The sequence below is a fragment of the Mycolicibacterium sediminis genome (assembly GCF_010731735.1).
GTDB lineage: Bacteria > Actinomycetota > Actinomycetes > Mycobacteriales > Mycobacteriaceae > Mycobacterium > Mycobacterium sediminis.
In genome coordinates this window covers 5,796,292-5,820,148 of the sequence record NZ_AP022588.1, presented here as the reverse complement: position 1 = coordinate 5,820,148, position 23,857 = coordinate 5,796,292, and the positions used below count along the sequence as shown (strand labels likewise).

At 70.3% G+C, this 23,857-nt stretch carries 23 protein-coding genes; 13 read left to right on the top strand and 10 right to left on the bottom strand.

The annotated features are described in order from the left end of the window. Positions 1 to 17 precede the first annotated feature (17 nt). A complete protein-coding gene (locus G6N64_RS27685) occupies positions 18 to 704 on the top strand; it encodes a cutinase family protein (RefSeq protein ID WP_163800977.1) in 687 nt (228 codons plus the stop codon). A 13-nt stretch (positions 705 to 717) separates the two neighbouring features. Here the strand turns inward: G6N64_RS27685 and G6N64_RS27680 are convergent, their stop codons facing one another. Beyond that, positions 718 to 1,617 (bottom strand): alpha/beta hydrolase, encoded by a 900-nt coding sequence (locus tag G6N64_RS27680; protein WP_163800976.1) that lies wholly within the window; start codon positions 1,615 to 1,617, stop codon positions 718 to 720. Between the two features lie 105 nt (positions 1,618 to 1,722). On the opposite strand from G6N64_RS27680, the gene G6N64_RS27675 reads away from it, so the two are divergent. Together G6N64_RS27675 and G6N64_RS30565 are read left to right on the top strand one after the other, a co-directional pair. After that, complete coding sequence (locus G6N64_RS27675; protein ID WP_163802161.1) at positions 1,723 to 2,406, top strand: M24 family metallopeptidase; 684 nt, start codon at positions 1,723 to 1,725, stop codon at positions 2,404 to 2,406. Positions 2,407 to 2,501: 95 nt separating this feature from the next. Then, positions 2,502 to 4,595 carry an alkaline phosphatase family protein gene (locus tag G6N64_RS30565; protein WP_276017644.1) on the top strand — a complete coding sequence of 698 codons (2,094 nt, stop codon included), beginning with the start codon at positions 2,502 to 2,504 and terminating at the stop codon, positions 4,593 to 4,595. Between the two features lie 12 nt (positions 4,596 to 4,607). Here G6N64_RS30565 and G6N64_RS27665 read toward each other — a convergent pair whose 3' ends face one another. The 6 genes from G6N64_RS27665 to G6N64_RS27640 all read right to left on the bottom strand — a co-directional run bounded on the left by G6N64_RS27665 (position 4,608) and on the right by G6N64_RS27640 (position 10,257). Further along, a complete protein-coding gene (locus G6N64_RS27665) occupies positions 4,608 to 5,573 on the bottom strand; it encodes an SIS domain-containing protein (RefSeq protein ID WP_163800975.1) in 966 nt (321 codons plus the stop codon). After that, the gene (locus G6N64_RS27660; RefSeq protein WP_163800974.1) at positions 5,570 to 6,757 is read right to left on the bottom strand and encodes a glucosamine kinase; all 1,188 of its coding nucleotides are present in this window, start codon (positions 6,755 to 6,757) and stop codon (positions 5,570 to 5,572) included. Before G6N64_RS27660 ends, G6N64_RS27665 begins: the two co-directional genes overlap by 4 nt. Further along, a complete protein-coding gene (locus G6N64_RS27655) occupies positions 6,750 to 8,084 on the bottom strand; it encodes a glycosyltransferase (RefSeq protein WP_163800973.1) in 1,335 nt (444 codons plus the stop codon). Before G6N64_RS27655 ends, G6N64_RS27660 begins: the two co-directional genes overlap by 8 nt. Before the next feature lie 99 nt (positions 8,085 to 8,183). Next, positions 8,184 to 8,945 carry a DUF427 domain-containing protein gene (locus tag G6N64_RS27650; protein WP_163800972.1) on the bottom strand — a complete coding sequence of 254 codons (762 nt, stop codon included), beginning with the start codon at positions 8,943 to 8,945 and terminating at the stop codon, positions 8,184 to 8,186. Continuing rightward, entirely contained in the window at positions 8,942 to 9,814 is an 873-nt protein-coding gene (locus tag G6N64_RS27645; RefSeq protein ID WP_163800971.1) for an LLM class F420-dependent oxidoreductase, read from the bottom strand. Before G6N64_RS27645 ends, G6N64_RS27650 begins: the two co-directional genes overlap by 4 nt. A gap of 152 nt (positions 9,815 to 9,966) precedes the next feature. After that, positions 9,967 to 10,257, bottom strand: coding sequence for a hypothetical protein (locus G6N64_RS27640; RefSeq protein ID WP_163800970.1), 291 nt, complete (start codon positions 10,255 to 10,257; stop codon positions 9,967 to 9,969). A 277-nt stretch (positions 10,258 to 10,534) separates the two neighbouring features. Here G6N64_RS27640 and G6N64_RS27635 point away from each other — a divergent pair, with 277 nt between their 5' ends. The 3 genes from G6N64_RS27635 to G6N64_RS27625 are packed head-to-tail and all read left to right on the top strand — an operon-like array spanning position 10,535 to position 13,518. Continuing rightward, positions 10,535 to 11,926, top strand: coding sequence for an amino acid ABC transporter substrate-binding protein/permease (locus tag G6N64_RS27635; RefSeq protein ID WP_246231341.1), 1,392 nt, complete (start codon positions 10,535 to 10,537; stop codon positions 11,924 to 11,926). Then, a complete protein-coding gene (locus G6N64_RS27630; protein WP_163800968.1) occupies positions 11,923 to 12,696 on the top strand; it encodes an amino acid ABC transporter ATP-binding protein in 774 nt (257 codons plus the stop codon). The genes G6N64_RS27635 and G6N64_RS27630 overlap by 4 nt, the downstream gene beginning before the upstream one ends. A 54-nt stretch (positions 12,697 to 12,750) precedes the next feature. After that, positions 12,751 to 13,518: a DUF3060 domain-containing protein gene (locus G6N64_RS27625; RefSeq protein ID WP_163800967.1), complete on the top strand. Its 768-nt coding sequence runs from the start codon at positions 12,751 to 12,753 to the stop codon at positions 13,516 to 13,518. Between the two features lie 3 nt (positions 13,519 to 13,521). Here the strand turns inward: G6N64_RS27625 and G6N64_RS27620 are convergent, their stop codons facing one another. The 3 genes from G6N64_RS27620 to G6N64_RS27610 are packed head-to-tail and all read right to left on the bottom strand — an operon-like array spanning position 13,522 to position 16,816. Further along, on the bottom strand, positions 13,522 to 14,880 hold the full coding sequence (locus tag G6N64_RS27620) for a glycosyltransferase (protein WP_246231340.1): 1,359 nt from the start codon (positions 14,878 to 14,880) through the stop codon (positions 13,522 to 13,524). Continuing rightward, positions 14,877 to 15,875, bottom strand: coding sequence for a glycosyltransferase (locus G6N64_RS27615; RefSeq protein ID WP_163800966.1), 999 nt, complete (start codon positions 15,873 to 15,875; stop codon positions 14,877 to 14,879). Before G6N64_RS27615 ends, G6N64_RS27620 begins: the two co-directional genes overlap by 4 nt. Next, positions 15,872 to 16,816 (bottom strand): WcbI family polysaccharide biosynthesis putative acetyltransferase, encoded by a 945-nt coding sequence (locus G6N64_RS27610; RefSeq protein WP_163800965.1) that lies wholly within the window; start codon positions 16,814 to 16,816, stop codon positions 15,872 to 15,874. Before G6N64_RS27610 ends, G6N64_RS27615 begins: the two co-directional genes overlap by 4 nt. A 105-nt stretch (positions 16,817 to 16,921) precedes the next feature. Between G6N64_RS27610 and G6N64_RS27605 the strand changes: the two genes are divergently transcribed. The 7 genes from G6N64_RS27605 to G6N64_RS27575 all read left to right on the top strand — a co-directional run bounded on the left by G6N64_RS27605 (position 16,922) and on the right by G6N64_RS27575 (position 23,850). Continuing rightward, on the top strand, positions 16,922 to 17,980 hold the full coding sequence (locus G6N64_RS27605; protein WP_163800964.1) for a glycosyltransferase family protein: 1,059 nt from the start codon (positions 16,922 to 16,924) through the stop codon (positions 17,978 to 17,980). Next, a complete protein-coding gene (locus tag G6N64_RS27600; RefSeq protein WP_163800963.1) occupies positions 17,977 to 19,065 on the top strand; it encodes a glycosyltransferase in 1,089 nt (362 codons plus the stop codon). The genes G6N64_RS27605 and G6N64_RS27600 overlap by 4 nt, the downstream gene beginning before the upstream one ends. Beyond that, positions 19,062 to 20,045: a glycosyltransferase gene (locus G6N64_RS27595; protein WP_163800962.1), complete on the top strand. Its 984-nt coding sequence runs from the start codon at positions 19,062 to 19,064 to the stop codon at positions 20,043 to 20,045. Before G6N64_RS27600 ends, G6N64_RS27595 begins: the two co-directional genes overlap by 4 nt. A gap of 50 nt (positions 20,046 to 20,095) precedes the next feature. After that, positions 20,096 to 20,890 (top strand): glycosyltransferase family 2 protein, encoded by a 795-nt coding sequence (locus tag G6N64_RS27590; protein ID WP_163802158.1) that lies wholly within the window; start codon positions 20,096 to 20,098, stop codon positions 20,888 to 20,890. A 16-nt stretch (positions 20,891 to 20,906) separates the two neighbouring features. Beyond that, complete coding sequence (locus G6N64_RS27585; RefSeq protein ID WP_163800961.1) at positions 20,907 to 21,524, top strand: class I SAM-dependent methyltransferase; 618 nt, start codon at positions 20,907 to 20,909, stop codon at positions 21,522 to 21,524. Between the two features lie 45 nt (positions 21,525 to 21,569). Continuing rightward, positions 21,570 to 22,361: a GAF and ANTAR domain-containing protein gene (locus G6N64_RS27580; RefSeq protein ID WP_163800960.1), complete on the top strand. Its 792-nt coding sequence runs from the start codon at positions 21,570 to 21,572 to the stop codon at positions 22,359 to 22,361. A gap of 454 nt (positions 22,362 to 22,815) precedes the next feature. Beyond that, positions 22,816 to 23,850, top strand: a complete 1,035-nt coding sequence (locus G6N64_RS27575) for an MmpL3/TtfA transport complex stabilizer (RefSeq protein WP_409370724.1) — start codon at positions 22,816 to 22,818, stop codon at positions 23,848 to 23,850. Positions 23,851 to 23,857: the final 7 nt, after the last annotated feature.

The following is a 23,857-nucleotide window of genomic DNA, read 5'->3' as shown; positions in this document are numbered from 1 at the left end:
TGTGCCACCATGGAACGATGATTCGCCGTACTAACATTCGTTCGCTCGTCGCAGCGGCCGGCGCGGCTGTGCTGGCCTCGGTCCTCCTGCCCGCAGCGCTGCCGACCGCCGCCGCCGCCGCCACCTGCTCCGACGTCGAGGTGGTCTTCGCCCGCGGTACCACCGAGGCGCCTGGCCCCGGGTTCGTCGGCCAGGACTTCGCGGACTCGCTGCGCGGCCAGGTCGGGGGCAAGTCCGTGAACCTGTACCCGGTCGTTTACCCCGCGACCGACGACTGGCCCACCGCCGTGATCGGCGTCAACGACGCGACCAACCACATCAACCAGGTCGCCGCGCAGTGCCCGGACACCAGCATCGTGCTCGGCGGGTTCTCCCAGGGTGCCGCCGTCGCACAGCTCGTCACCGCCGATGCCGCTGCGGTGCCGCCCAATTCGTTCGCCTACGGAACCACGACACCCTTGTCACCGGAGGTCGCCGGCCGGGTCGACGCCGTCGCCCTCTTCGGCAAGCCGAACGCGCGCTTCCTGTCGCTGATCGGTCAGCCGGTGGTGCCGGTGGGCTCGGCGTTCCTGTCGAAGACGATCGACCAGTGCGCCATCAACGACCCGATCTGCTCCGGCGGGATCGACTTCGCCGCCCACAATGCCTATCCGGCGAACGGGATGGTCGCTCAGGCGGCATCGTTCGCCGCTGCCCGGGTCTGACCGAGGAGGCCGGTCACGCGTCGGGCGGGACGTGCCGTCGCAGGAAGTCGACGTAGTCGGTGACGGCCCGTTCGAACGGCGCACCGAGATAGACGTCGAAGTGCCCGCAGGGGAACTCGCTGATCTCGGCCCGCGCCGCCGTCTTCGCGTGCCGGCGCGTGGCTGCGGCGGGAGCGACGGTGTCGGTGACGCAGATGCCGAACATGATGGGGCAGCGCAGTTTCCGCACCCGGCGACCGGGGAGGTACCGGGCGATCGCCAGCCCGAATCGCGCCGCGACCTCGTTGCGGAACGCGGGCGCGTGCTCGGCGACGGCGCGGTACCCCGGCTCGCAGTCCGGCGCGGTCATCAACGCGGCCGACCCTGGCGGGCCTGCGAGGTCGACCATGACCGGCGGCCTGCCCACCAGGGAGCCCGCGACGTCGCGGACGGCACGCGCCACCACCTTCACGGTCGACCGCAGATCGGTCGCCCGCGCCGAGGCGATGCCGTCGGTGAACGGGCACTGCGAGATGACCGCCGCGATGCGGGAGTCCCGGGCGGCCGCGTCGATCACCAGGCCGCCGCCGAACGACGATCCCCACAGCACCACGCGATCGGCGTCGACGGAGTCCAGGCTTCTGGCGTAGGCCACGGCCGCCGCCCAGTCGTCCCGTTGGCGCCCGATGTCGAGCAGCTGCCGCGGTTCCCCGGTGCTCGCGCCGAAGTGCCGGTAGTCGAAGGCCAGACACCGGTAGCCCGCGGCGGCGAAACGCTCCGCGAAGGCGTCCAGTCGCATCTCCTTCACACCACCGAGCCCGTGGCCGAGGACGATGATCGGACGGGCCGCCGCGTCGTCGGATCCGGCGGGATCGAACACCCACCCGGCGCAGGTGCCGTCGGAGGAGGGGAAGGCGACGTCTCTGCGGGTCATGGCGTCACCCAAGCACAGCCCGCTGAGGCGCCTGCACGACCGGTCCGAAATCACATTGCACGGGCGCTGCGGACGGGTTTCAATTTCCCCGTGGACGCCCCCGTGATGGAGAACGAGCGCATCGCCAGACTGCTCGATGCGCAGGACAAGGCCGCGCGTCTGTTCGACGACGTCGAGCGGCTCGGCCTGGTGCGGTCGGGGATCACCGAACGCACCCTCGCCGACGAGATCAGGGACCTGGCAGCCACCAGCCTCGGGGTGACGCGGCACTGGCACAAGCGGATCGTGCGCGCGGGAGAGAACACCCTGGAGACCGCCCGGGACAGCCCTCCGGACCGCATGATCGCCGACGACGACATCCTCTTCCTCGACTTCGGACCGATCTTCGAGGAGTGGGAGGCCGACTTCGGGCGCACGTTCGTCCTCGGCGACGACCCCGCGAAGCTGGCGATCCGCGACGACCTCGCGGTCATCTGGGATGCGGGCCGCGACCACTTCGCCCGGCAGCCCGACATCACCGGTGAGGAACTGTTCGAGCACGTCACCCGGATCACCGAGGACCGCGGCTGGGTGTTCGGCGGGGTGATCGCCGGGCACCTCGTCGGCGAGTTCCCGCACGAGAAGATCCGCGGCGAGGAGATCGACTCCTACATAGCCCCCGGCTCGACGCGTCCGATGCGTCGGAAGGATCGCAGCGGCAGGCAGTGCCACTGGATCCTCGAGGTGCACCTCGTCGAACCGGGGCGCCGCTACGGCGCGTTCCACGAGGAACTGCTCGACATCGGCTGACCGCCGCGACGCGTTTCCCCGATAACCCGCCAGAACGGCGTCGCCCCCGATATTTTCGACGAGGTCAATAGTCGAGGACGATCGAAGGGGATCTGATGGGGTACGCAAGGCACATCGGCCGCGTCGGAGCGCTGGCGGTCACCCTCGGGGTCGGCGTCGCCATGGCAACCGGCGTTGCCTCCGCCGACCCCTCCGGTGACCCGTCGTCCCCGGGTGCCTCGTCGCCCACCGGAGCGTCGACCGCGGGATCGAATGGCGCATCCGGCGGTTCGCCCGGCCTGTCCGGGGCGCCCAGCAAGTCCGCTTCGCAGGGCCTGACGTCGGGCGGCCTCCCGGCGTCACCCGGCGCCACGTCCTCCACCACCAGGTCGTCGGGTCTGACGTCGGGGTCCGAGTCGGCCGCACCCGGCGCGACCGCCGGCCTCGCGGGTGCCACCACGTCGAGTGACCGCGTCCGGTCCACCTGGTCGGGCCGGTCGACGGGTGGCTCGCGCGCCGCCGCGGTGGCCGAGGACGCCGATGCGCCGCTCCGTCCGGCCGGGGCATCCGGCAGCAGGACAACCGTGACATCGGGTCTCGACGGTAGCCCGAAAGACGTTGCGCCGCAGTCGTCGTCACAGCAGCCGCCCCCGAGTACCCGCACCCTCGCCGCCGACCCAGTCGGCACGTCCGGCAGCCAGAACTCGTCGCGCGTCGTCGGGGTCGCGCCACCGGAGGCGTCCGGTCAGCGCTCGGCGTTCTCGCCGATCTCCGCCACCACCCCAGCGGCCACGCCTGCGCCCGCGAACGACGTGGTCACGGTCGTCACGCAGTTCGTGTCCGCGCTGCTGGACCCACGGTCCATGTCGGGTGGTCAGGCCCCCGGCCAGCTGCCGATGCTGACGGCGATGCTGTCCCTGGTGCGCAACGAGTTCGACCGGGTGACGGGCGCCAGGGACGCCGCCGCGCCGGCTGGCGGTACCGCGTTCGGTCAGCGGGCGACCTCGTCGGCGACCGTGGACCCCACCAAGCAGCACGTCCTCGTGATCGGCGTCGACGGCACGAACCTGAGCAGGATCCTCGCCGACCCCGACAACGTGAACTTCCTGGCGCTGATGAACACCAGCACCACCGGGCCGTCGAGCATCGTCGGACACACCACGATCTCGAACCCGTCCTGGACGTCGATCCTGACGGGCGCCTGGGGCGAGCGCACCGGCGTCGTCAACAACGTCTTCACACCGTGGACGTACGACACGTGGCCGACGGTCTTCAACCAACTCGAGGCGCTCGACTCCGACATCCAGACCATGGCGGTCGCGAACTGGGACGTCATCAACGGCATCGCCGGTGCGGGCGCGCTCCCGGTCGACCGCAACCTCTTCGTCGCCCAGGTCGAGGGCGACACGAACTGGCTGGCCACCGACGACGACGTGGCCGACCTGACCATCGACGCGATCGCCGGCCAGAACGCACCCAACTTCCTGTTCAGCTACTTCGTCGGCGTCGACGAGAACGGGCACATGTACGGCGGAGCGTCGCAGGAGTACGAGGACGCCATCACCAACATGGACGAGAACCTCGGTGCGATCATGAACGCGGTCGCCCTGCGCGAGAAGGCGACCGGCGAGGACTGGACCATCATGGTGGTCACCGACCACGGGCACCAGCCGCAGGTCGGCTTCGGCCACGGGTTCCAATCCCCGGACGAGACGGAGACATTCGTCATCGTGGACGGCCCCGGGTTCGGCGACGGGTACGTCAACCGCCAGTACGAGATCGTCGACACCACGCCCACCGTCCTCACCCTGTTCGGCGGTGCACCGAGGGCGGCTTCCGACGGCGTGCCTCTGCAGACGCTCGGATTCGGCTTCCTGCCAACCAATTTGGTCGAGGCGCTCGAAGAGGCCATCGCGGAGAACACGTCGCCGGATCTGGTGACCAGTCTGGTGCTCGGCATCAGGACGATCTTCACGACGATCCCGTACTACGTCTACGGGGCCGACGCCGGACTGCCGGACTTCCTGGCGGGCCCGGGGAAGGTGTTGCTCGACGGCCTCTACGTGGCGACCAACGTCCCCGCGCAGATCGTCGCATTCCTGACCGGTGTCACCGGGGCGCGCCTGTTCCCGCTGCTGCCTCCGCCCGCGCCCAACTTCCCTCCCGCCAACGGGGGAGTGCTCTACCCGGCACCGGCGATCGTCGCCTGACGGGGGTGGCGGTCAGCCCTCCTCCCGCCACGCCCGTGCCGCAACGAGTTCCGGCACCAGTACCTCGGTGAGCAGTCGGACGTCGTCGTCGGCGTCGCCGGGATGGCGCACGACGTACCCCGCACCGGGGACGTCCCCGCCGACCCCGACGACGGTGCTGCCGCGCATCGAGGTCCACTCGGCGAGTTGCGCCTCCCACGGCGATCCCGCGAACACCAGCAGCCGGTAGTCGGTGGTCTTCGTCAGGTAGACGTCGACGTGACTCCAGTCGCCGGTCTCGCAACCGACGGCGGGCCTGCGTGGTCCCTCGCGCAGCATGAGTGCCCCCTGCTGCGCCGAACAGAACCGGTGGGCCGGAGCCGCGAGGTGCGTGCCGGCCGGACCGAGCAGGAGGTCGGACACCTCCTCGAGCCACTCGGACCGGGTATCGAGCAGGTGCGCCGAGGCGTCGGCCGCAGCGTCGACGGTCGAGACCAGCGACGCCAGGTCGACGCCGGCGAGGTGACACTCCAGCGCCATCAGCAGTGCCAGCGTGTGCTGGTAGCTGCGGCACGCGACGCCGCCCACCTCGGGCTCGGCCTCGAGCGACACCACCGCGTCGCAGCGCGAGGCGATCGGGGAGTCCGCGGTGTTGGTCAGCGCCACCGTGCGCGTGCCGGTGGGGAGCCGGTCGAGTGCGTCGAGCGTCTCGGCCGACCCGCCGCTGGCCGAGGTGGCCACGACCAGCGTTGCCGGACCCCAGCTCGGAAGTGACTGAGACGACGCGAGATCCGACGTCGCGACGAGCCCCCGAGCGCGCATCCGCGCCGCCGCGACGCCGCCCGCGTAGGCCGACGAGCCCATGCCGAGCAGGACCACGCGCTCGGCGTCGGGTGGGACGACGGGAGCCCATGGATTCTCGGTGGCGAGGGTGGCGGACAGGCGTCGCAACACCTCCGGCTTACGGGCGAGATCGGCGGCGAATCCTTCGGGCTTCACGGGTGTCGTCCCATCAGTCGGGGGAGGGCGGCGTCGGGCACGTACATCCAGCGCGGTAGATGTCGAGCGGCATAGACGATCTCACGCAGGACCTGTTGCAAGCGGAACGCTCGGAGGGTGCGCGGATCGTAGAGCCGGTCCTGACCGAGCGCGCCCAGGCGCGACCGGTACGCATCCACGAACCCGTCCCGGGCGGCGGCCTCGGCGTCGGCCAGTGCGGCCGGGTCGAGCGCGGTGTACCTGTCGGCGACGATCGCGGCGTGGGTGAACGACTGGGCCATCCCGGCGACGTCGAGCACCGCGGGCACGGGCAGTGCGCGCTGCGACGCGGGCAGGACCGGGTTGCCGTCGAAGTCGGTGACGGCGAAGCTGCCGTCGGCGCCACGCAGGACCTGACCCACGTGCAGGTCGCCGTGGGCCTCGATGATCGGGGTGCCGTCGAGGCCGCCCAGGTCGTCCAGGACCGCCCCGATGTCGCCGCGGTTGGCGCGCGCCACGTCGTGCTCGATGCACGCGGCGTCCAGCACCTGCATCGCATCGTCTCGCCAACGCGCGGCGTCGGCTGCGGACGCGGTGGTGGCCGTGATCGCGAGCGCGGCATGCAGATCGGCGATCAAGGTGCCGACCGCGATGGCCGTGGGTGCGACGGCGGCGGGGTCGCCGGCGAGGGCGGCTTCGGTGATCAGCTCCACCGCCCAGGTCCACCCGTCGACGGCGCCCGGAAGGTAGCGGTCCACGCTCGCCACCACCGTCTCGGCGGCGTCGGGCGCGTGCCAGGTGACGAGGCCCCACGGTGCGGGGATGCCGGCGAACCCGGCGTCGCGCAGGGTGGTCAGACGGGTGATCGCCGGGTGTGGTCCCTCCTGCAGGTGCGTCGCCCACTTCACGACCGCGGCGTCGCCGACGATCACCGACTCGTTGGTCTGGTCGACGCCTACGCCGCGCTCGCCGGACGCGTCTCGATTCGCCCACGACCGAACGGTGAAGTCGCCGACCGATGTGACCCCGGTTCCCGCGGCGAGGACGCCGAGCAGCGCCTCGGCGGCGCCGTCACCGGGCCGGGCACGCCGCCACGTCCCGTCGGCGGACCGCACCATCGGCAGGGCTGCGAGGCGTCCGCCGTCGGACGTCACCGCCAGGCGCCGCCCGTCCCCGAGGTCGAGCGAGTCGACCGGCTCAGGCACCGGAGGAGCGGTGGCGCACACCGACCCGTTCGATCACGTCGGCACCGACCCGGAGCCCGTCCCGGCTGCGGATCTTCGCGCCGACGTCGGAGAGGCGTGCGCGCAGTTCGGTGTCGGCGAACAGTCGGTCGACCGCGCCGGTCAGTTCGTCGTCGGCGAAGCCGTAGGTGTCCAGCCGCACACCGAGGCCGAGTTCGTCGATGCGCTGGGCGTTCTCGTACTGGTCCCAGAAGAGGGGCAGCACGACGAGGGGCTTCCCGAAGTGCAGCGTCTCGGTCACGGTGTTGTTCCCGCCGTGCGAGATGACCACGTCGACCCACGGGATGACCTTGGTCTGCGGCAGCATTTGCGCGCCGACCATGTTGCCCGGCAACGTGATCCGGTCGGCTTGCGGACCCTTGCTGACGATGAAGCGATGCCGGGTGGTGCCCAGCACGTCGACCAGACGCTGCATCAGGTCGACGTCGGCCCCGCCGAGCGAGCCCAGCGACAAATAGACCAGCGCGCTGTCGCCGGGGCGGTCCGCCACGTCGGCGGGCAGCACGTACTCGTCGTCGGTCTCGCGGACGCTCGAGTCCATCCGGGTCCAGCTGTCGTCGAGCGGGCGGGCGTCGAGGTAGTCGGCCTCCGCCGGGTAGACGTACAGGTTCGCCGCCGGATTGCCCGCACCGCCGCGAGGCATGAACTCGAGATCGGGCAGCGGGTGGCCGCCCTGCTCGCGCACCCAGGCGTCGAACTCCGCCCACAGGGCGCGGTGGGTGCGGTCGAACTCGGCGCGGTAGGCGTCCCAGTCGCGCGGGTCGGCGGCGGGCAACCCGGAGAACGGCGGCGGCACCCCGGGTCCGGGGACCTCCAGCGGGCTGCAGGAGACGATCCGGACGAAGGGCGCACCCGAGGTGGTCAGGGCGGGGAAGACCACGACGTTGTCCTCGACGATGACGTCGGGGCGGTGCTCGGCGATGATCTCGCGTAGCCGGGGCTCGCAGTACCTGGCGCCGTCGACGAGCGCCTGATACGTGGGCTGAACGAACGTCTCGAGCTGCTCGATCGTGGGCTTTCGGAATTCAGGTGAGGTCTCCGCGATGAAGTCGGTCCAGAACTTGCCCGCGTCGTTGGGGCTCGCATCGGCGGCCGGCTCGGCGAGGTCGACGAGTTCCTCGACGAACCCGAACGGCTCGAGTTTGCCGGACCACGAACTCTCGGCGGCGAACACGATGGTGTGGCCGCGGTCCCGCAGGATGGCGGCCAACCCGATGCACTGGTTCGTCGGCCCGTACGCCGATTCCGGCCAGAACATGATCGTCAGGGGCTCGGTCGCAGGGGCCATCGACGGGTGCTCCTCGGAGGTCGGCAGTTAGTCCGGCTCGGACGATACTGCGCTGCCGGGATTCCGTCCGGATGGCCGTCGCGTTCGACGCAGCCGGGGCTAGCCGAAGTGGGTCTGCGGGCGAGGTTGCTCGACGCCGTCCACCGTGACGTCGACCTTCTCGTCGTAGAAGGCGATCAGGCCTGCAATCGGGGCGACCGCGGGCAGCGGATAGTGGTAGGACCACGCGAGGTCGGCGTGCACCTCGTCCCCGGTGCGCACCGACCAGTACTCGGTGGTGACGCCCTTGTAGGGGCACAGCGTCTGGGTCTGGGACGGTTCGAGGTGCTCGAGGCGGACGTCGGTCCTGTCGACGTAATACCGTGTGGGCAGCCCGGTTTCGAAGAGCAGCACCGGCGTGGTGGTGTCGGCCAGGACGATGCCGTTTAGCGAGACGGTGACGTGCCGGTGGGACCGCAACGCGTCCACCCGGGCATAGGGATTGCGAGGATGGCCGTAGATGGGCTCGTCCTCCTCGAACCACGTCAGCTCGTCGAGGTCGAGCCGCGCGAGGCCCGCGACCGGACCGTCGCCGTCGTCGAACACCCGCACGGCTCGCTCGTGCACCTGGTCGCCTGCGATCAGCGAGAACGTCTTCGACGGCCCGAATTGCACTCTCTGCGGGTGGTTCTCATCGCGGAGGAACTCGGTGCGCACGTCGGCGATGGGCACGTAGTACTGCGGGTAGTACGGCACCTCCCAGACGTAGCGCGCGGCGGTCGTGTCGACGACGAGGTGCTCGCCGAGGAAGGCGCGCACGCGGCGGGGGGACGGTTCTACGCGACCGCGTTCCGCGGCGAATCGGGGAAAGCGGGTGGTCATCGGTGCTCCGTCGGGATGGCCTCGGCGATGCGGCTCAGCACCTCGAGGTGGTCGTCCACGGTGGCCAGGCCGGCGCCCATGGTGTTGATCGACAGGTGCGAGGCGCCGGTTGCGGCCCACGCAGCGACGTCGGTGACGACGGCGTCGTCGTCGCCCGCCCAGGTGATGCGCCCCTCCATGCCGATCGACGCGGGATCGCGACCCGCGTCGATCGCCGCCTGGTCGACGATCGCGCGCGCCTCGTCGAGTTCGCCACCCGGAGCGTGCATCGGGAACCAACCGTCGGCGATCCGTCCGGCGCGGCGGTATCCGGGTGCGGACGCCGAGCCGATCCAGATGGGGATCGGGCGCTGCACGGGCAGCGGCGACAACCCTGCGCCGGTGACGGTGTGGAACGTGCCGTCGAAGGTGACGGTCTGCTCGGTCCACAGCGCGCGCAGCAGTTCGATCTGCTCCACCGAACGTGCCCCGCGCGTGGAGAAGTCCTCGTTGAGCGCCTCGTATTCGACGGCGTTCCAGCCGACCCCGATGCCCAACCGCAGACGCCCGCCGCTGAGGAGGTCCACCTCCGCGGCCTGCTTGGCGACCAGGGTGGTCTGGCGTTGGGGGAGGATGACGACGCCGGTGACGAGTTCGAGTGAGCGGGTGGCGGCTGCCAGGAAGCCGAACATGACGAACGGCTCGTGGAACGTGGTGTGCACGTCGTAGGGCCAGTTCCACGGCGCGTGGACATCCCGATCGGCGCCCACCACGTGGTCATACACCAGGACGTGTGCGTATCCGAGTTCCTCGACCCGTTCGCCGTAGGCGCGCACCGCACCGGGGTCGCCGCCTAGTTCGGTTTGGGGGAACACCACTCCAACGCGCATCTGCTGCCTTCCGGTCGGGTCCGAGGTATTACGACACCTCGGAGTCCAACCTGATTCCCCCGCGGGCGTCGCCGACACTACGGAAGGTGACGGATCCGGCCAGAAATCCGTCACCTTCCGTAGTCTCGCGCACCGCACGCGCACCCACGAGGTCAGCGCGAGCAGTCCAGCGTCACCGCAATGGTCCGTCGCACCACGACCTCGACGACGTCGTCGCCGATCCGCTGCAGTCGCTTCTGCTCACGCGCATTCCGGACGTCGGTGACGCCGCACTCGTCGAGTGGTGCGCTGCCCAGGCGGCTGACCTTGACGTCGAAGCCCTGCGCCTCCAACTGGGCGATGGTCAGTTCGGCCGACGACGTCGCCGAGGCGGGTGACGTCGTGACGACCAGGGCGGCGAGAGCGGCCGCCGACGCGAGTGTCGCGCGGGTGATGGTGTTCATTCGGGGACTCCTTCGGGGAGGGGATCGACGTGTTCCAGCCGATGTTGTCGCGGGACGCCGTCGTGCCGCATGACGCTTTCGTGGAGATTGCGTGGAGATCAGCGGCAGGGTCCGAAACGGGCACGGAGGGGGCCGGTCGGGGCTAGCGTGTGACCGGCCCGCACCCGGGCCAGGATGGAGGTTCGGCATGCGGAGCGGTTGGGCACGGCACGTGACTTCGGTGGGGGCCGGCCGAGCGCCGTCTCGCGGGATCGCCTTGGCGCTCGCCGCACTCGTGATGACGATGTTCGGCGCCGCCACGCTGACCGCGCCACGCGCGGCCGCCGAGGGCGAGAACTACACCATCGCCACGGACACCACCTTCGCGCCGTTCGAATTCCAGGACAAGCAGGGCAATTTCGTCGGCATCGACATGGACCTCATCCGGGCCATCGCCGAGGACCAGAAGTTCACCGTCGACATCAAACCGCTCGGCTTCGACGCCGCGCTGCAAGCCGTGCAGGCCAACCAGGTCGACGGTGTGATCGCCGGCATGGGGATCACCGAGGACCGCAAGAAGGTCTTCGACTTCTCGGAGCCGTACTTCGAGTCGGGCATCCAGATGGGCGTGCTCAAGGACGACGACACCATCAAGTCCTACGAGGACCTGCGCGGCAAGCGCGTCTCGGTGAAGAACGGAACGCAGGGCTCCGACTTCGCCAACTCGATCAAGGCGAAGTACGGGTTCGAGGTCGTGTCGTTCGCCGACTCCTCGACCATGTTCGACGAGGTGAAGACCGGCAACTCCGCCGCCGTCTTCGAGGACTTCCCGGTGCTGCTGTACGGCATCGCCCAGGGCAACGGGTTCAAGACCGTTACCCCCAAGGAGGACCCGACCGGCTACGGGTTCGCGGTCAACAAGGGCCAGAACCCCGAACTGCTGCAGAAGTTCAACGCCGGCCTCGACAACCTCAAGAAGTCTGGCCGCTACGACGAGATCGTCGACGGCTACCTCGGCGAGGGGGCGTCGACCGACGACAACTCCTTCTTCGGCTTGATCAAGAGCACCTTCCCGATCCTGCTGGAAGGCCTGAAGATGACCGTCATCCTGACGGTCGTCTCGATCTTCTTCGCGTTGATCCTCGGTGTCGTGTTCGGGCTCTTCCGGGTCTCGCGGTCGATCTGGCTGCGCGCCATCGGCACGGCGTTCGTCGACGTCTTCCGCGGCACGCCACTTCTGGTGCAGGCCTTCTTCATCTACTTCGGCATCCCCTCGGCACTCGGCTTCCAGATGTCGGCGCTGACGGCAGGCATCATCACCCTGTCGCTGAACGCGGGCGCGTACATGACCGAGATCGTCCGCGGCGGAATCGAATCGGTGGACAAGGGCCAGATGGAGGCCTCCCGCAGCCTCGGCATCGGCTACCTGCCGACGATGCGGAAGGTGATCCTGCCCCAGGCCGTCCGCACGATGATCCCCTCCTACATCAATCAATTCGTCATCACGCTGAAGGACACTTCGATCCTCTCGGTGATCGGCATCGCCGAGCTGACGCAGACCGGGCGCATCATCATCGCCGGCAACTACCAGTCCTTCAACATGTGGCTGATCATCGGCATCATCTACTTCATCGTCATCATGGCGTTGACCAAACTCTCGGACCGACTGGAGAAGAGGCTGGTGAAATGAGCGAACTGATAACCGAAGCCGCGGCGTCGGAACCCGAGGGCAAGGTCAAGATCCGCATCGAGGGCCTGAAGAAGTCGTTCGGCGAACTAGACGTGCTCAACGGCATCGACACCACCATCAGCCACGGCGAGGTCGTATGCGTGATCGGGCCGTCCGGGTCCGGCAAGTCGACGTTCCTGCGCTGCCTGAACAAGCTCGAGGACATCACGGGCGGCAAGGTGGTCATCGACGACTTCGACCTCACCGACCGCAAGGTCGACCTGGACAAAGTGCGCCAGCACATCGGGATGGTGTTCCAGCACTTCAACCTGTTCCCGCACATGTCGGTGCTCGATAACGTCACCCTCGCGCCGCTGCTGACCAAGAAGATGGACAAGGCCGCCGCCGAGAAGAAGGCGCTCGCCCTGCTCGAGCAGGTGGGTCTCGCCGAGAAGGCCCAGGTGCGGCCCTCGACGCTGTCCGGTGGGCAGAAGCAGCGCGTGGCGATCGCGCGGGCGCTCGCCATGAACCCGTCGATCATGCTGTTCGACGAGGCGACCAGTGCGCTCGACCCCGAGATGGTCGGCGACGTGCTGGAGGTCCTGCGTGCATTGGCGTCCGGCGGCATGACGATGGTCGTGGTCACCCACGAGATGGGATTCGCCCGGGAGGTCGCCTCGCGCGTCCTGTTCATGGACGGCGGCAAGATCGTCGAGGACGCACCGCCCGCCGAACTCTTCGACAACCCCAAACACCCACGGCTCCAGGAGTTCCTCTCCAAGGTCCTCTGACCCGCGCTCGTGCAAACGGGTGGCAGTCACCGACAGGTGTGACACCATCGGCGAATGAACCAGCAGGACGACCCCGAGGAGCGGATCCGGCAGCTGGAACAGTCGGCGGTGGACAGGGCCCGCGCGTCGGAACTGGGTCAGACGCAACAGGGGCCGGATTACGGCTACGTGCCTTCCTCGCCGGGTTACTACCCGCCGCCTCCCGGTGCCCCGCCGCCGACCGTCCCGTACCCGGCGGCGTATTCCGAGCCGTACCCGGCGCCGTATCCCGAGCCGTACCCGGCGATGGGCGACGGCACGTTCACCGGCGTCCCGCCGTCGACGGGTTCACCGAGGGCCGTGGTCATCGTGTCGGTGATGGTCGCGACGTTCGCGCTCGTCGTCGCCGGCGGTGTCACCCTCTTCCTGATGTCGCGGTCTCCTGACCGGCCGTCCTTCTCCGGCGGCGGTGCCACGCTGACCGATCGGCCCGACGATCCGCCGTCGATCGGCTGGCCGACCACGGTCCCCAGCGAGGTTTCGTCGGTGCCGGATACGCCGACCGAGGCACCCCCGGCGGGTAGCAGCGTCAGCATCGCGGGAGTAGGCCACGACGAGACGCTCGTCTGCAACGACAACGTCATCAACGTCAGCGGTTTCGAGAACACCGTCGTGCTCACCGGTCGGTGTCAGAGCGTGTCGGTGTCGGGGAAGGACAACGTGGTGACGCTCGACGAGGCCGCCGTCATCGGCGTCTCCGGTTTCGACAACCGCGTGGTGTTCCACGTCGGCGAGCCCGAGGTCACGAAGTCGGGATTCGGCAACACCGTCGACCGCGGTTGAGCCTCACCAGGCGAGGGTGGCGTCCGGCGCGGCCGACGTCAGCCCGACGGCGGCGGCCGGAACCGCCACGACGTCGCCGACGCGTGACGCATCGGCGGGGTCGGTGAACCGGACCGCACCGCCGGTCCACCGGCGCACCCGGTTCACCGCCCACGACGCGCGGCAGACGACCGTCGCGCCGTCCGGCCCGTCGACCCGCACCTCGGCCACCTCCGGCTCGGCGGCCGCGGTCAGCAGTCGGGCGACGGCGTCGCGCCCGAGCACGGGGCGCCCGGACAGCGCCACCGTCATCGGGCACCGCCGCCGGAGCCACTCGGGGACGTCGCCGACGTGGATGCGGGGGTCCTCGACCCGGAGTTCGGCGTGCAGGTCCGTGGCGCGTGGTCCGTTCAGCCACACCCCGACGTCCTGGGCCAGGAAGCCGCCGATTGTCGCCACCAGTGAGCCCAGCCCGTGGGTCGCCGTGTCGACGTCGACCGCGATCTCCGGGACCGCGTACCTCAGGCCGGAGCGGCGCGCGTCGGGGTCGGCGACCAGGCGCGCCACCGCGACGGCCTCGCGGTTCTTGGCTGCGGCGCGATCCTCGACGTCACGGTCGCCCCAGTCCGCACCGTCGTGCCAGGCGACCGCGTCGCGCGCGTGGTGGAGCACCGCACCGTTGACGACGGCGCGGTGCGCGTACTCCCAGTCCTCGCCGCCGTAGTCCTCGAAGGTCTCGTCGAAACCGCCGACGTCGCCGAACAGCGTTCGGCTGCAACACATCACCGAGCTGATCACGTAGCGGTACGAGCGGTGGTCGATCCGCAGCAGGTCGTCGCTGTCGCGATATGCGTCGAGCAGCCAGCCGGGTTCGGCGAGTTCGTCCGGGGCGTCGTCGCCCGACCACCACGCGGCCAGACGGTCGGGCGTCCAGCCGGTCAGGTCGGCGTGCCTGCGCCGACCGACCACGAGGGCATCCGGCAGCAGGGCGGGCAGCCTCGAGATCCGGCGCAGGTAGCCGGGTTCCGGGATGGTGTCGGCGTCGAGGAAGCACAGGACGTCGGCGTCGGTCTGCGCGGCGCCGAGGTTGCGGGCGGCGGCGGCACGGAAGCCGCGGTCCTCCTGCCGCACCACGGTGACGGCTAGTCCGGTGTCGGCGATGTGCGGTGCGACGGCGGATCCGTCGTCGGCGACGACGACCTCGACGAGGTGCCGTGGGTGGTCCTGCAGGTCGAGGGCCCGCAGCATCAGGTCGAGGCGGGCCTGCTGCTCGTAGTAGGGGATCACGACGGCGATGCGGGCGGGTTCGGGGTCGCGGCCCGCGAGCAGATCCCACCGGTTGCCCGGGACGACGACGCGTCCGTCGTCGAGCGGCAGCATCATCCGTGCCACCGCCCTAGCGCCTCGCCGTACATTCGCGCCGCCCCTGCGACGGTCGGCTCACACGTCGTGCCGGGTGGCAGCCAGGTCGACCGCGGCTCGGCGAGGGCTGCCGCCACCGCCGAACGCAGGCCCGCCCCGTCGTCGCGGTACAGCAGCAGCGCGTCGGGGTTGCGCTCGCGAATCTCACTCGTGTAGCGGGTGATCGGCGCCAACGGCCGCCGCCCCGCCGACAGCCAGGCGTTGAGGGATCCCGAGGCGGACACGTGACGATGATGCGCCACGGGCACCGTCACCGATCGCAGCATGGTGGTGAGTGCGTGGTCCGGCACGTGGCCCGTGACCGCGAACCGTCTGCCGCCGCGGCGTGCGGTCGCCGACAGCTCCTCCACCAGATCGTCGTGCCCCGCGGACGGTTCGCCCACGGCGAGCATCCACACCGTCCGCGGCAGCCCCGTCATAGCGGCCAGCACCTCCAGGTGACCCTTGCCGGGGTACAGGTAGCCGAACACCCCGACCGACCGTGGCTCGGCGAACCGCGGGGCCGCCCGTGTCACGGCTGCGGGGATCGGCAGCGGGATGACGGCGAGACGGTCTGGCGCCGAACCGATCTCGGACAGCAACAGTCGTTCGTGCTCGCTGCTCACCACCACGGCGTCGACCGCGGCGCAGATCGACCGGTAGGCGCGGGCCCGTTCGTCGAAGTGCTCGCCGTCCGACGGCTGGGGCAGATCGTGCAGCGTGACGGTGAGCCGCGCCCCGCGGTCGTGGAGGCGGTCGGCGAGGCGGGTGATCGTCACGGCTGCCTCCGTGGCGGGCCTGCCGTAGAGGTGGTCGGTGAACTGGACGTGCACACCTCGGCAGCCATCGAGGTCCTGGGATCGGCGCAGCTGCGTCGGGACGCCGACCGCGGCCAGCGCCGCGTCGAGTTCGAGGCCGAAGCGGACGACGCCGTGCCGATCGGGACCCACGACGAGATGCGCGAGCGGTGCGGTCACCGGCGGCCCGTCGGCAGACCCAGCAGCTCCATCGTCGCGCCGTGGCGATCGACCGTCAGCTCGAGGTAGTCGGGGTTGTCCGCATACCAGCGCAGCTGGGTCTCGTGCACGGAATCCGGACGAAGGGTCCGGCCGTCCAGCAGCCACCCCGGACGCGGCTCGGCGACGATGCCGAGGGCGTCGAGCACCCGCGACTCGAGCGGCACGTACACCGATCGCAGCAGCGTCTGCTCGAGGGGCGTCACCGCCGCAGGCACGTCCATGGCCGCCAGGATCCGCTCGGCCAGTGCGGCGAGGACCGAGTTGCCCGGGTGGTTGATGGCGTGGCAGGCGTCGGCGCCCTGGGCCGCGAGCACGTCCGACACGGCGACGTCGGTGTCGCGCCGCTCGCGGGCCGCCAGTGCGGCGACGCTGGCGTCGGCGTTGGCCCGGAACTGGGCGGCGGACGTGTCGACGTCCCACGGTTCCCGGGGTGAGCGCCCCGATCGCGCGGCGGCGACGGTGCGCAGATCGTGGTAGGGCACGGCGGGCGGGTTCACCGACCGGTCGGCGGGGTGCCGCACGATGACCTGGAACGGATAGAGGCCGGCGTAGCGGATGACCGGCCAGCGCACCACGCGGGCCGACGGGGGCAGCATCGACGCCAGTTGGGCTGTGCCCAGGGGTAACTCGCGGTAGTCCTCGCGAATTGGCTGGGCCAGCAGAGCAGTCGCCCGGCTCAGCAGCGCGGCGAGATGGGGCATGTCCGAGGACTCGAGTTCGTGCACCGGCGGTATCCGCACGGTGCGGTACGGCCTATCGGCGACGGCGTCGAGGACCAGCCGCAGCGCCTCCGCCTGACAGTTGCCGACGACGACCCACAGCGGCGCCGCCTCCACCGGCTCGGCGTCGGGCAGGTCGTAGAAGTGGCGGTAGTGCCAGGTGCGCCCGTCGTGGGTCATCTCACAAGATTAGATGTCGCCGAAAGAGGTATAGCTCTGAGCGCGAGCAGACCGTCCAGACCGTGGCGATGAACATGCCGCTGCCGTTTGATGGGGTTATTTGACGTGTTCGTACTCGCCTCGGTTCCCGCTGGGCACCCTTACGTCGACGCCATCGTCGACCCCGAACTCGTTGCCGTACTCGCCGATCCCACTCCTCCCGGGGCGACGCTGCCCGGGCAGTGGTGGCCGCCGCAGTGGCTCGACCCGGAGTACGTGCGCGACCACGTCGGGGAGTTGGACGTGCTGCACGTGCACTTCGGCTTCGACTCGATGGCGCCTGCCGTCCTCGACGAGGTGGTCGACCTGCTCGCCCGGCACGACGTCCCGCTGATCCTCACCGTGCACGACCTCCACAACCCGCACTTCGGCGATCCGACCCTGCACGCGGCCCGTCTCGAAGTCCTGGTGGAGGCTGCTGCCGCCGTCGTCACGCTGACCGACGGGGCGGCCGCCGAGATCGCCCGCCGATGGGGTCGCGAGGCGCTGGTGCTGCCGCATCCGCACGTGCTGCCGATCGACGACGTGGGATCCGGGCGCACGGTGCGCGAGGTCCCGGTCGTGGCACTGCACGCAAAGGGGTTGCGCGCCAACATCGATCCGTGGCCGGTGCTCGACGAACTGCTCGCCGATCCAAACCGTACCTGGGATCTGCGCCTCGACGTCGACGAGGAGGCGCTCGCATCGCCCCGTGCGGACGAGGTCGACCGGGGTCGTCTGGCGGCCTACCGCGCTGCGGGAGTGGACGTTCGGGTTCATCCCCGGTTCACCGACGACGAGATGGTCGACTACCTCGGCGAGATCGACGTCATGGTGCTGCCGTACCGGTTCGGCACGCACTCCGGCTGGGTCGAGGCGTGCCACGACGCCGGCGTCCAGGCGGTGGTGCCGGACTGCGGGCACTTCCACCGCCAGCACGCGGGCCTCGTGTTCGGCTACGGCCTCGGGCGCTTCGACGCGGCGAGCCTGCGGCGCAGCGTCGCCGCCGCCCAGCGGTGGGCCCGCGAGGCCACGACGGCACCCGACGATCGGCTACGCCGTGAACGGATGGCGGAACGGCAATCGATACGCCGACAGACCGGTTCGCTCTACCGCCGGGTTCTCGCCGGCCGAGCCGCGGCGTGACGGCCCCGCTGCGGATCGCGCTGCTCGCGTCGTCGCGGCATGCGGTGCGGCAGCCGTTCGCCGGCGGCATGGAGTCGTTCGTGTTCGAGTTCGCCCGGGCGCTGACGTCGGCGGGTCACCGCGTCACGCTGTTCGCCGCACCGGGATCGAGCACCGACCTGCCGTGCGACGTGCTTCCCGTGCACACCTTCGACATGAGCGAGGAGTCGCGGCGAGATCCGTTGGCGCCGGAGTGGATCGTGCACGAGACGCACGCCTACCTGTCGGTGATGATGGACCTCGCCGACACGCTGCGCGACGACTTCGACCTCGTCCACAACCACAGCCTGCACTACCTCCCGCTGGCGATGGCGCGCTCGATCCCCGCGCCGATGCTGACGACGCTGCACACGCCACCGCTGCCGTGGTTGGAGCAGGCGGTGGCCCTGCCCCGTGGGGTCGCGAGTTCCTTTGCGGCGGTGAGTGATTTCACCGCAGAGCAATGGCGTCCCATCATCGGTCCGGTGTCGTTGGTGCCCAACGGCATCGACCTCGACGCGTGGCGCCGGGGACCAGGTGGGGACTACGCAGTCTGGAGTGGGCGGCTGGTGCCGGAGAAGGGCGTCGCCCTGGCGATCGCCACCGCCCGCCGGGCAGGCCTGCGGCTGCGGATCGCCGGACCCGTGGGCGATCCGGCCTACTTCGATCAGGTGGTCCGCCCTGAACTGGGTGACGACGTCGAGTACTGCGGCCATCTGCGGCAGGAGGAACTCAACGAACTGGTCGGGGGAGCGGCGGTCGCGCTGGTGACCCCGGTGTGGGAGGAACCCTTCGGGCTCGTCACCGCCGAGGCGCTCGCGTCCGGCACGCCCGTCGCGGCGTTCGCGCGAGGGGGTATCCCCGAGATCGTCGACGAGGACAGCGGTCGACTCGCGACCCCGGACGACGTCGACGGCCTGGCCCGGGCCGCGCTGGAAGCCGCTGCGTTACCACGGGATGCGGCGCGCGCACGGGCCGAGACGCACTGCTCGCACGCCGTCATGACGGAGCGCTACGTCGAGCTGTACGAGGACCTCGTCCGCGACGATCGACGGGTCTCGGCGTGATCTGCTACTACGTGCACCACCACGGTCGCGGTCACCTAAACCGGGCGCTGGCCATCACGCGTCACCTCGACGAGCAGGTCACGTTCCTGTCGTCGTCACCCCGCCCGGCCGGCCTGCGCGCGGGTGACCGGTGGGTCGACCTCCCGATGGACGTCCCGCCGCCGGGGGGCGAGGCCGACGACGTCACGGCGAACGGACGGTTGCACTGGGTGCCCCGGCACGTCGACGGGTTGGCACGCCGAGCGGCCGTCATCGCCGACGTCCTCGCGGTCACGAGTCCGCGCCGGATCGTCGTCGACGTCTCCGTCGAGGTCACTCTGCTGGCCCGGCTGTGCGGCATCCCCGTCACCGTGATGGGCATGCCGGGTCTGCGCGACGACGCCGCGCACCGGCTGGCCTACGACGTCGCCGACCAGATCATCGCGCCCTGGTCGGTCGAGGCCTACCGTCCGGACTGGCTGTCCCGCTATGGACCCCGGGTGCACGCCGTGGGGTCGATCAGTCGCTTCGACGGCGTGCCGCGTCCCGCCATGCCCGACGACGGCGTCACGCGCGGGCTGCTGCTCGCCGGTGCCGGCGGCTCGACGGTGCCGGCCTGCGCGCTGGAGGACCTCCGGGCGGCGGCCCCGGGACTGGAGTGGATCGCGGCGGGCGGCGGGTCGGCGTGGGTCGACGACCCGTGGCCGTTGATCTCGACCGCCGACCTGGTGGTGAGTCACGCGGGCCAGAACGCGGTCGCCGACGTCGCCCTGGCCGGCGCCTCGGCGGTGGTGATACCCGAGGAGCGGCCGTTCGCCGAGCAGTTCGCGACCGCGGAGGCACTAGCGGCCTCGGACGTCTGCGTCGTGGTCGAGAGCTGGCCGACGAGGGCCCAGTGGCCGGCGCTGATCGACCGTGCCCTGCGCAGCGATCGCGGCCGGTGGAGTGCGCTGCGGCCCGAGGGGTCCGCGGCACGGGCGGCCGCGGTGCTCGCCTCGTGACGCGGGTCGCGGTCGTCACCGTGGTCCACGGCCGCCACCGGCACCTGCGGATGCAGGAACTGGGGTTGGCGGCGAGCAGCCGGACGCCGGACGTCCGGTGCGTCGTGGCGATGGACGACGACGAGGTGGTGCGCCACGTGCCCTCCGACGCCGAGGTGGTGCCGTGCGCCCGGTCCGGCGACGCTCTGCCACTGGCCCGCGCGCGCAACGTCGGCGCCCGGCGCGCGCTGGACCGGGGAGCCGACCTGCTGGTGTTCCTCGACGTCGACTGCATCCCGGGCGCCACGATGCTCGAGCGGTACGTCGCGGCCCACCAACGGGTGGACCGGCCCACGCTCCTCGCCGGACCCGTCACCTATCTGCCGCAGGCGTCCGACGGTTACGCGCTCGACGACCTGCCCGCCGCGACGCGGCCGCACCCCGCCCGCCCGAACCCGTCGGACGGCGACCTGCTGGACGGGACTGATCACGACCTGTTCTGGTCGTTGTCGTTCGGGGCGTCGAACACCACCTGGCAGCGGATCGGCGGATTCTGCGAGGACTACGAGGGCTACGGCGGCGAGGACACCGACTTCGCGGCCACGGCCGCGTCCCACGGTGTGGCGTTGACCTGGGTGGGCGGTGCGCACGCCTACCACCAGCACCATCCCGTGTCGGACCCGCCCGTCGAGCACCTGCGCGACATCGTGGCCAACGCGACGGTGTTCCGGAAGCGCTGGGGACGCTGGCCGATGCCGGGCTGGCTCGACGAGTTCGAGCGCCGCGGGCTGATCGTCCGCGCCGGTGAGCGAATGACGGTCACCGTGGGTACACCTCCCGCACATTCGATCCCATCCCGATCGTGAAAGGCAGCGACCACACGTGACCGCCCCATCGCACGACGCCACCACCGACCAGGTCACCCACTGGTCGGACATCCCCGGCTGGTTCCACTGGCGGGAGGGCCAGCAGGACGCCGTCGCCACCTTCCCCGAGGGCAGCACCTTCGTCGAGGTGGGGTGCTATCTCGGACGCAGTCTGTGCTCGCTGGCCGACGTCGTGGCCGGGTCGGGACGCGACTACACCGTCATCGGCATCGACACCTGCCAGGGCAGCGGCGCCGAGGGACGGGCCAACGAGGACGCGCACGGAGCGGCCGTCGACGAGGGTGGCGGCACGTTCGCCGGTTTGCTGCACCGCAACCTCATCGCGTGCGGCGTCGCCGACGACGTGCACCTGCTGGTGAGTTCGTCACCCCGGGCGGCCGATCTCTTCGCCGACGGCTCGCTGACCTGGGTGCACCTCGACGCGCGACACGACTACGACAGCGTCGTCACCGACATCGAGGCTTGGGCGCCCAAGGTTCGGCCGGGCGGGTGGCTGTCCGGCGACGACTACGACGACCTGTGCTGGCCAGGTGTCGTTCGGGCGGTCACCGATCGGCTGCCGGATGCGCACGGCTGGCTGACCGCACAGTGGCGGTGGCTCAAGCCCGCCTGAGCCGACGACTGGGTGATCACGCCGTCGCACTGATTGAATGGGGCCGTGTCGAGCATCCTCCCCGCGCCGGGCCCACGCCCCGACGAGGACCGTTCCGAGACGACTGCGCAGACGTTCGCCCCCGTCGACGACGGCCTCGCCGGTCTCGCCGACCTCGACGCCGTCGCGTGGCGCAGCCTCGAGTCGCTCAGCCGCGCCCTGCGGATGGAGGAGGGCGACGTTGAGGCGACGCTGCACTCGATCCTGGTGTCCGCCGTCGACCTCATAGACGGCACCGACGCCGCGGGGCTCAACCTCTTCGTCAAGGGGAAGTTCGTGCCGCAGGTGGTCCACGGATCGGCCCCTCCGCGGCTCGACGCCTGGCAGCAGGAGGCGGGGACGGGTCCGTGCATCGACGCCTCGCGCGATCAGCAGACCGTGAAGATTCCGGACATGACGACCGAGGCGCGCTGGCCGGGCTTCGCCGACCGTGCCGTCGAACTGGGCGTCCTGTCGATGCTGTGCGTCCCGCTGTGGGTCGACGACCGCCGGCTCGGCTCACTGAGCCTCTATGCCGGCGAGCGCGATGCGTTCAGCGCCGCCGCACGGCACGTCGCCAACCTCTACGCCACCCACGCGGCCCTCGCGCTCTCCGACGTCCAGCGCACCAGCCAACTCCGACGGGTCATCGCCAACCGGGATGTCATCGGCCAGGCCAAGGGCGTCCTCATGGCAACCCGGCACATCACGCCGGACGATGCGTTCGCGCTGCTCACCACGGCGTCACAGACGCTCAACCGCAAACTGGTCGACGTGGCGCAGACCGTCGCGTCGACCGGCGAGTTGCCGACCGCCTGACCGACTGATCGGCGTCGATTCGCCGTCTGGGCGTGCGGAGCCGATGCGGGGTTGGAGGGTGCCGTCAGGTCCGCCGATCGCCGTCCCGGCGGTCCCTCTGGCCACACCGGTACGACGCATCCCACCGCCCCCGCCATTTGCTGCGTGTCGGCTTGTGATTTAGCGCTCACTTTCGTCCCGAATGCTAAGAATTCGCGTATCCAAGGGTTTCGAAGTAACGGTTCGAGCCGGTTGCCAGTGTGCGGAAACCACTGATGTACAGGAGATGTCGAGTTGCGGACCGAAGATAACGAATAGGTAACGAAGAGTTTCTTAAGCAATCCCTGAGAGCTTTTCGCGCGAGACGAGAAAGCCGTCGTCAAGGCCCCCGGGGGCGTCGGTATCCGTCGCTACACTCGTTACAGACCGCGCCCGGTACGGGCGCAGACCACTCGAATCTAGGCCGGTGCACGACATGCCGGTGGAGGTACCACACAAGATGGCCAATGGCTCCAATCATGCCGCGGGTGTGACCGTGGACAGCGCGACCGCGACCCTGCAGAACGACGTATCCGTCGGACGCGGACCGATCGCGGACATCGCCGTCGACGGGGACACCCTGGTGGTCACGAACTTCGGCGACCACACCGTCGCCGTGCTGGACGCACGCGACCTCTCGGTCAAGGGCGGCCTCACCGCCCGCGAGCCGTTCGCTCTCGCCGTCGCCGGTGACAAGGCGTACGTCGGCGTCGCGTCGGTGGCCTACGACGCCGTCGCCGTCATCGACACCCGGACGGGCGCGGTCAACGCCTCCTACCCGCTGTCGTTCAGCGTGACCGCGATGACCACCAGCCCCGACGGCAAGCGCATCTTCGCCGGTCGGGCTGCCGACGGTGGCGTCGACGTCGCCGTCATCGACGTGCCCGCCGACCGCGTCCGCACCCTCTACGTCGCCCGCGGTGACGACACGGTGATCGACGCGATGCGCGTCGACGCAGCGGGTCGCCGCCTCTACGTCGCCACGTCCGATGCGCGCGGCAGCCGCCTGATCATCGTCGACCTCGAGAGCGGCCGGGTGCAGCGCACCCTCGAGATCGGTGCGCCGATCCGTGGGCTCGAACTCGGTGTCGACGACACGGCGTACGTCCTGACCTCCGACATCGACGATCGCGGCGTCGTCCACGTCGTCGATCTGGGTGCCGGCCGCATCATGGCCAGCGCCGAGGTCGCGACCACGCCGACGCAGCTCGCGCTGTCGGTGGACGCCACGCGCGCCTACGTCGTCGACTACGACCAGGTGACGGTGCTCAGCACGGCGACTCTGGACGTCATCGACACCCTCGTCGTGGGCGCCCGGCCGTCCTGCCTGGCGATCGGCGTCGACCGGGTGTACGTCGCCGACTACGACGGTCGCGTGACCTCTTACGCCGTGGCCGCGCCCGCGCCGGTGTTCTACGCACCGATCCGCGAGGGCGCTGCGGCTGCCGTCCGCGAACTCACCCCCGCCTGAGGCGGAG

Excerpts from the sequence above, each read along its gene's own strand:
- G6N64_RS27610 (WP_163800965.1), bottom strand. The coding sequence starts at position 16,816 with ATGACCCACGACGGGCGCACCTGGCACTACCGCCACTTCTACGACCTG.
- G6N64_RS30565 (WP_276017644.1), top strand. The coding sequence starts at position 2,502 with ATGGGGTACGCAAGGCACATCGGCCGCGTCGGAGCGCTGGCGGTCACC.
- G6N64_RS27620 (WP_246231340.1), bottom strand. The coding sequence starts at position 14,880 with ATGATGCTGCCGCTCGACGACGGACGCGTCGTCGTCCCGGGCAACCGG.
- G6N64_RS27650 (WP_163800972.1), bottom strand. The coding sequence starts at position 8,945 with ATGACCACCCGCTTTCCCCGATTCGCCGCGGAACGCGGTCGCGTAGAA.
- G6N64_RS27685 (WP_163800977.1), top strand. The coding sequence starts at position 18 with ATGATTCGCCGTACTAACATTCGTTCGCTCGTCGCAGCGGCCGGCGCG.
- G6N64_RS27675 (WP_163802161.1), top strand. The coding sequence starts at position 1,723 with ATGGAGAACGAGCGCATCGCCAGACTGCTCGATGCGCAGGACAAGGCC.
- G6N64_RS27655 (WP_163800973.1), bottom strand. The coding sequence starts at position 8,084 with ATGGCCCCTGCGACCGAGCCCCTGACGATCATGTTCTGGCCGGAATCG.
- G6N64_RS27640 (WP_163800970.1), bottom strand. The coding sequence starts at position 10,257 with ATGAACACCATCACCCGCGCGACACTCGCGTCGGCGGCCGCTCTCGCC.
- G6N64_RS27625 (WP_163800967.1), top strand. The coding sequence starts at position 12,751 with ATGAACCAGCAGGACGACCCCGAGGAGCGGATCCGGCAGCTGGAACAG.
- G6N64_RS27590 (WP_163802158.1), top strand. The coding sequence starts at position 20,096 with ATGCAGGAACTGGGGTTGGCGGCGAGCAGCCGGACGCCGGACGTCCGG.
- G6N64_RS27645 (WP_163800971.1), bottom strand. The coding sequence starts at position 9,814 with ATGCGCGTTGGAGTGGTGTTCCCCCAAACCGAACTAGGCGGCGACCCC.
- G6N64_RS27680 (WP_163800976.1), bottom strand. The coding sequence starts at position 1,617 with ATGACCCGCAGAGACGTCGCCTTCCCCTCCTCCGACGGCACCTGCGCC.
- G6N64_RS27575 (WP_409370724.1), top strand. The coding sequence starts at position 22,816 with ATGCCGGTGGAGGTACCACACAAGATGGCCAATGGCTCCAATCATGCC.
- G6N64_RS27630 (WP_163800968.1), top strand. The coding sequence starts at position 11,923 with ATGAGCGAACTGATAACCGAAGCCGCGGCGTCGGAACCCGAGGGCAAG.
- G6N64_RS27635 (WP_246231341.1), top strand. The coding sequence starts at position 10,535 with ATGACGATGTTCGGCGCCGCCACGCTGACCGCGCCACGCGCGGCCGCC.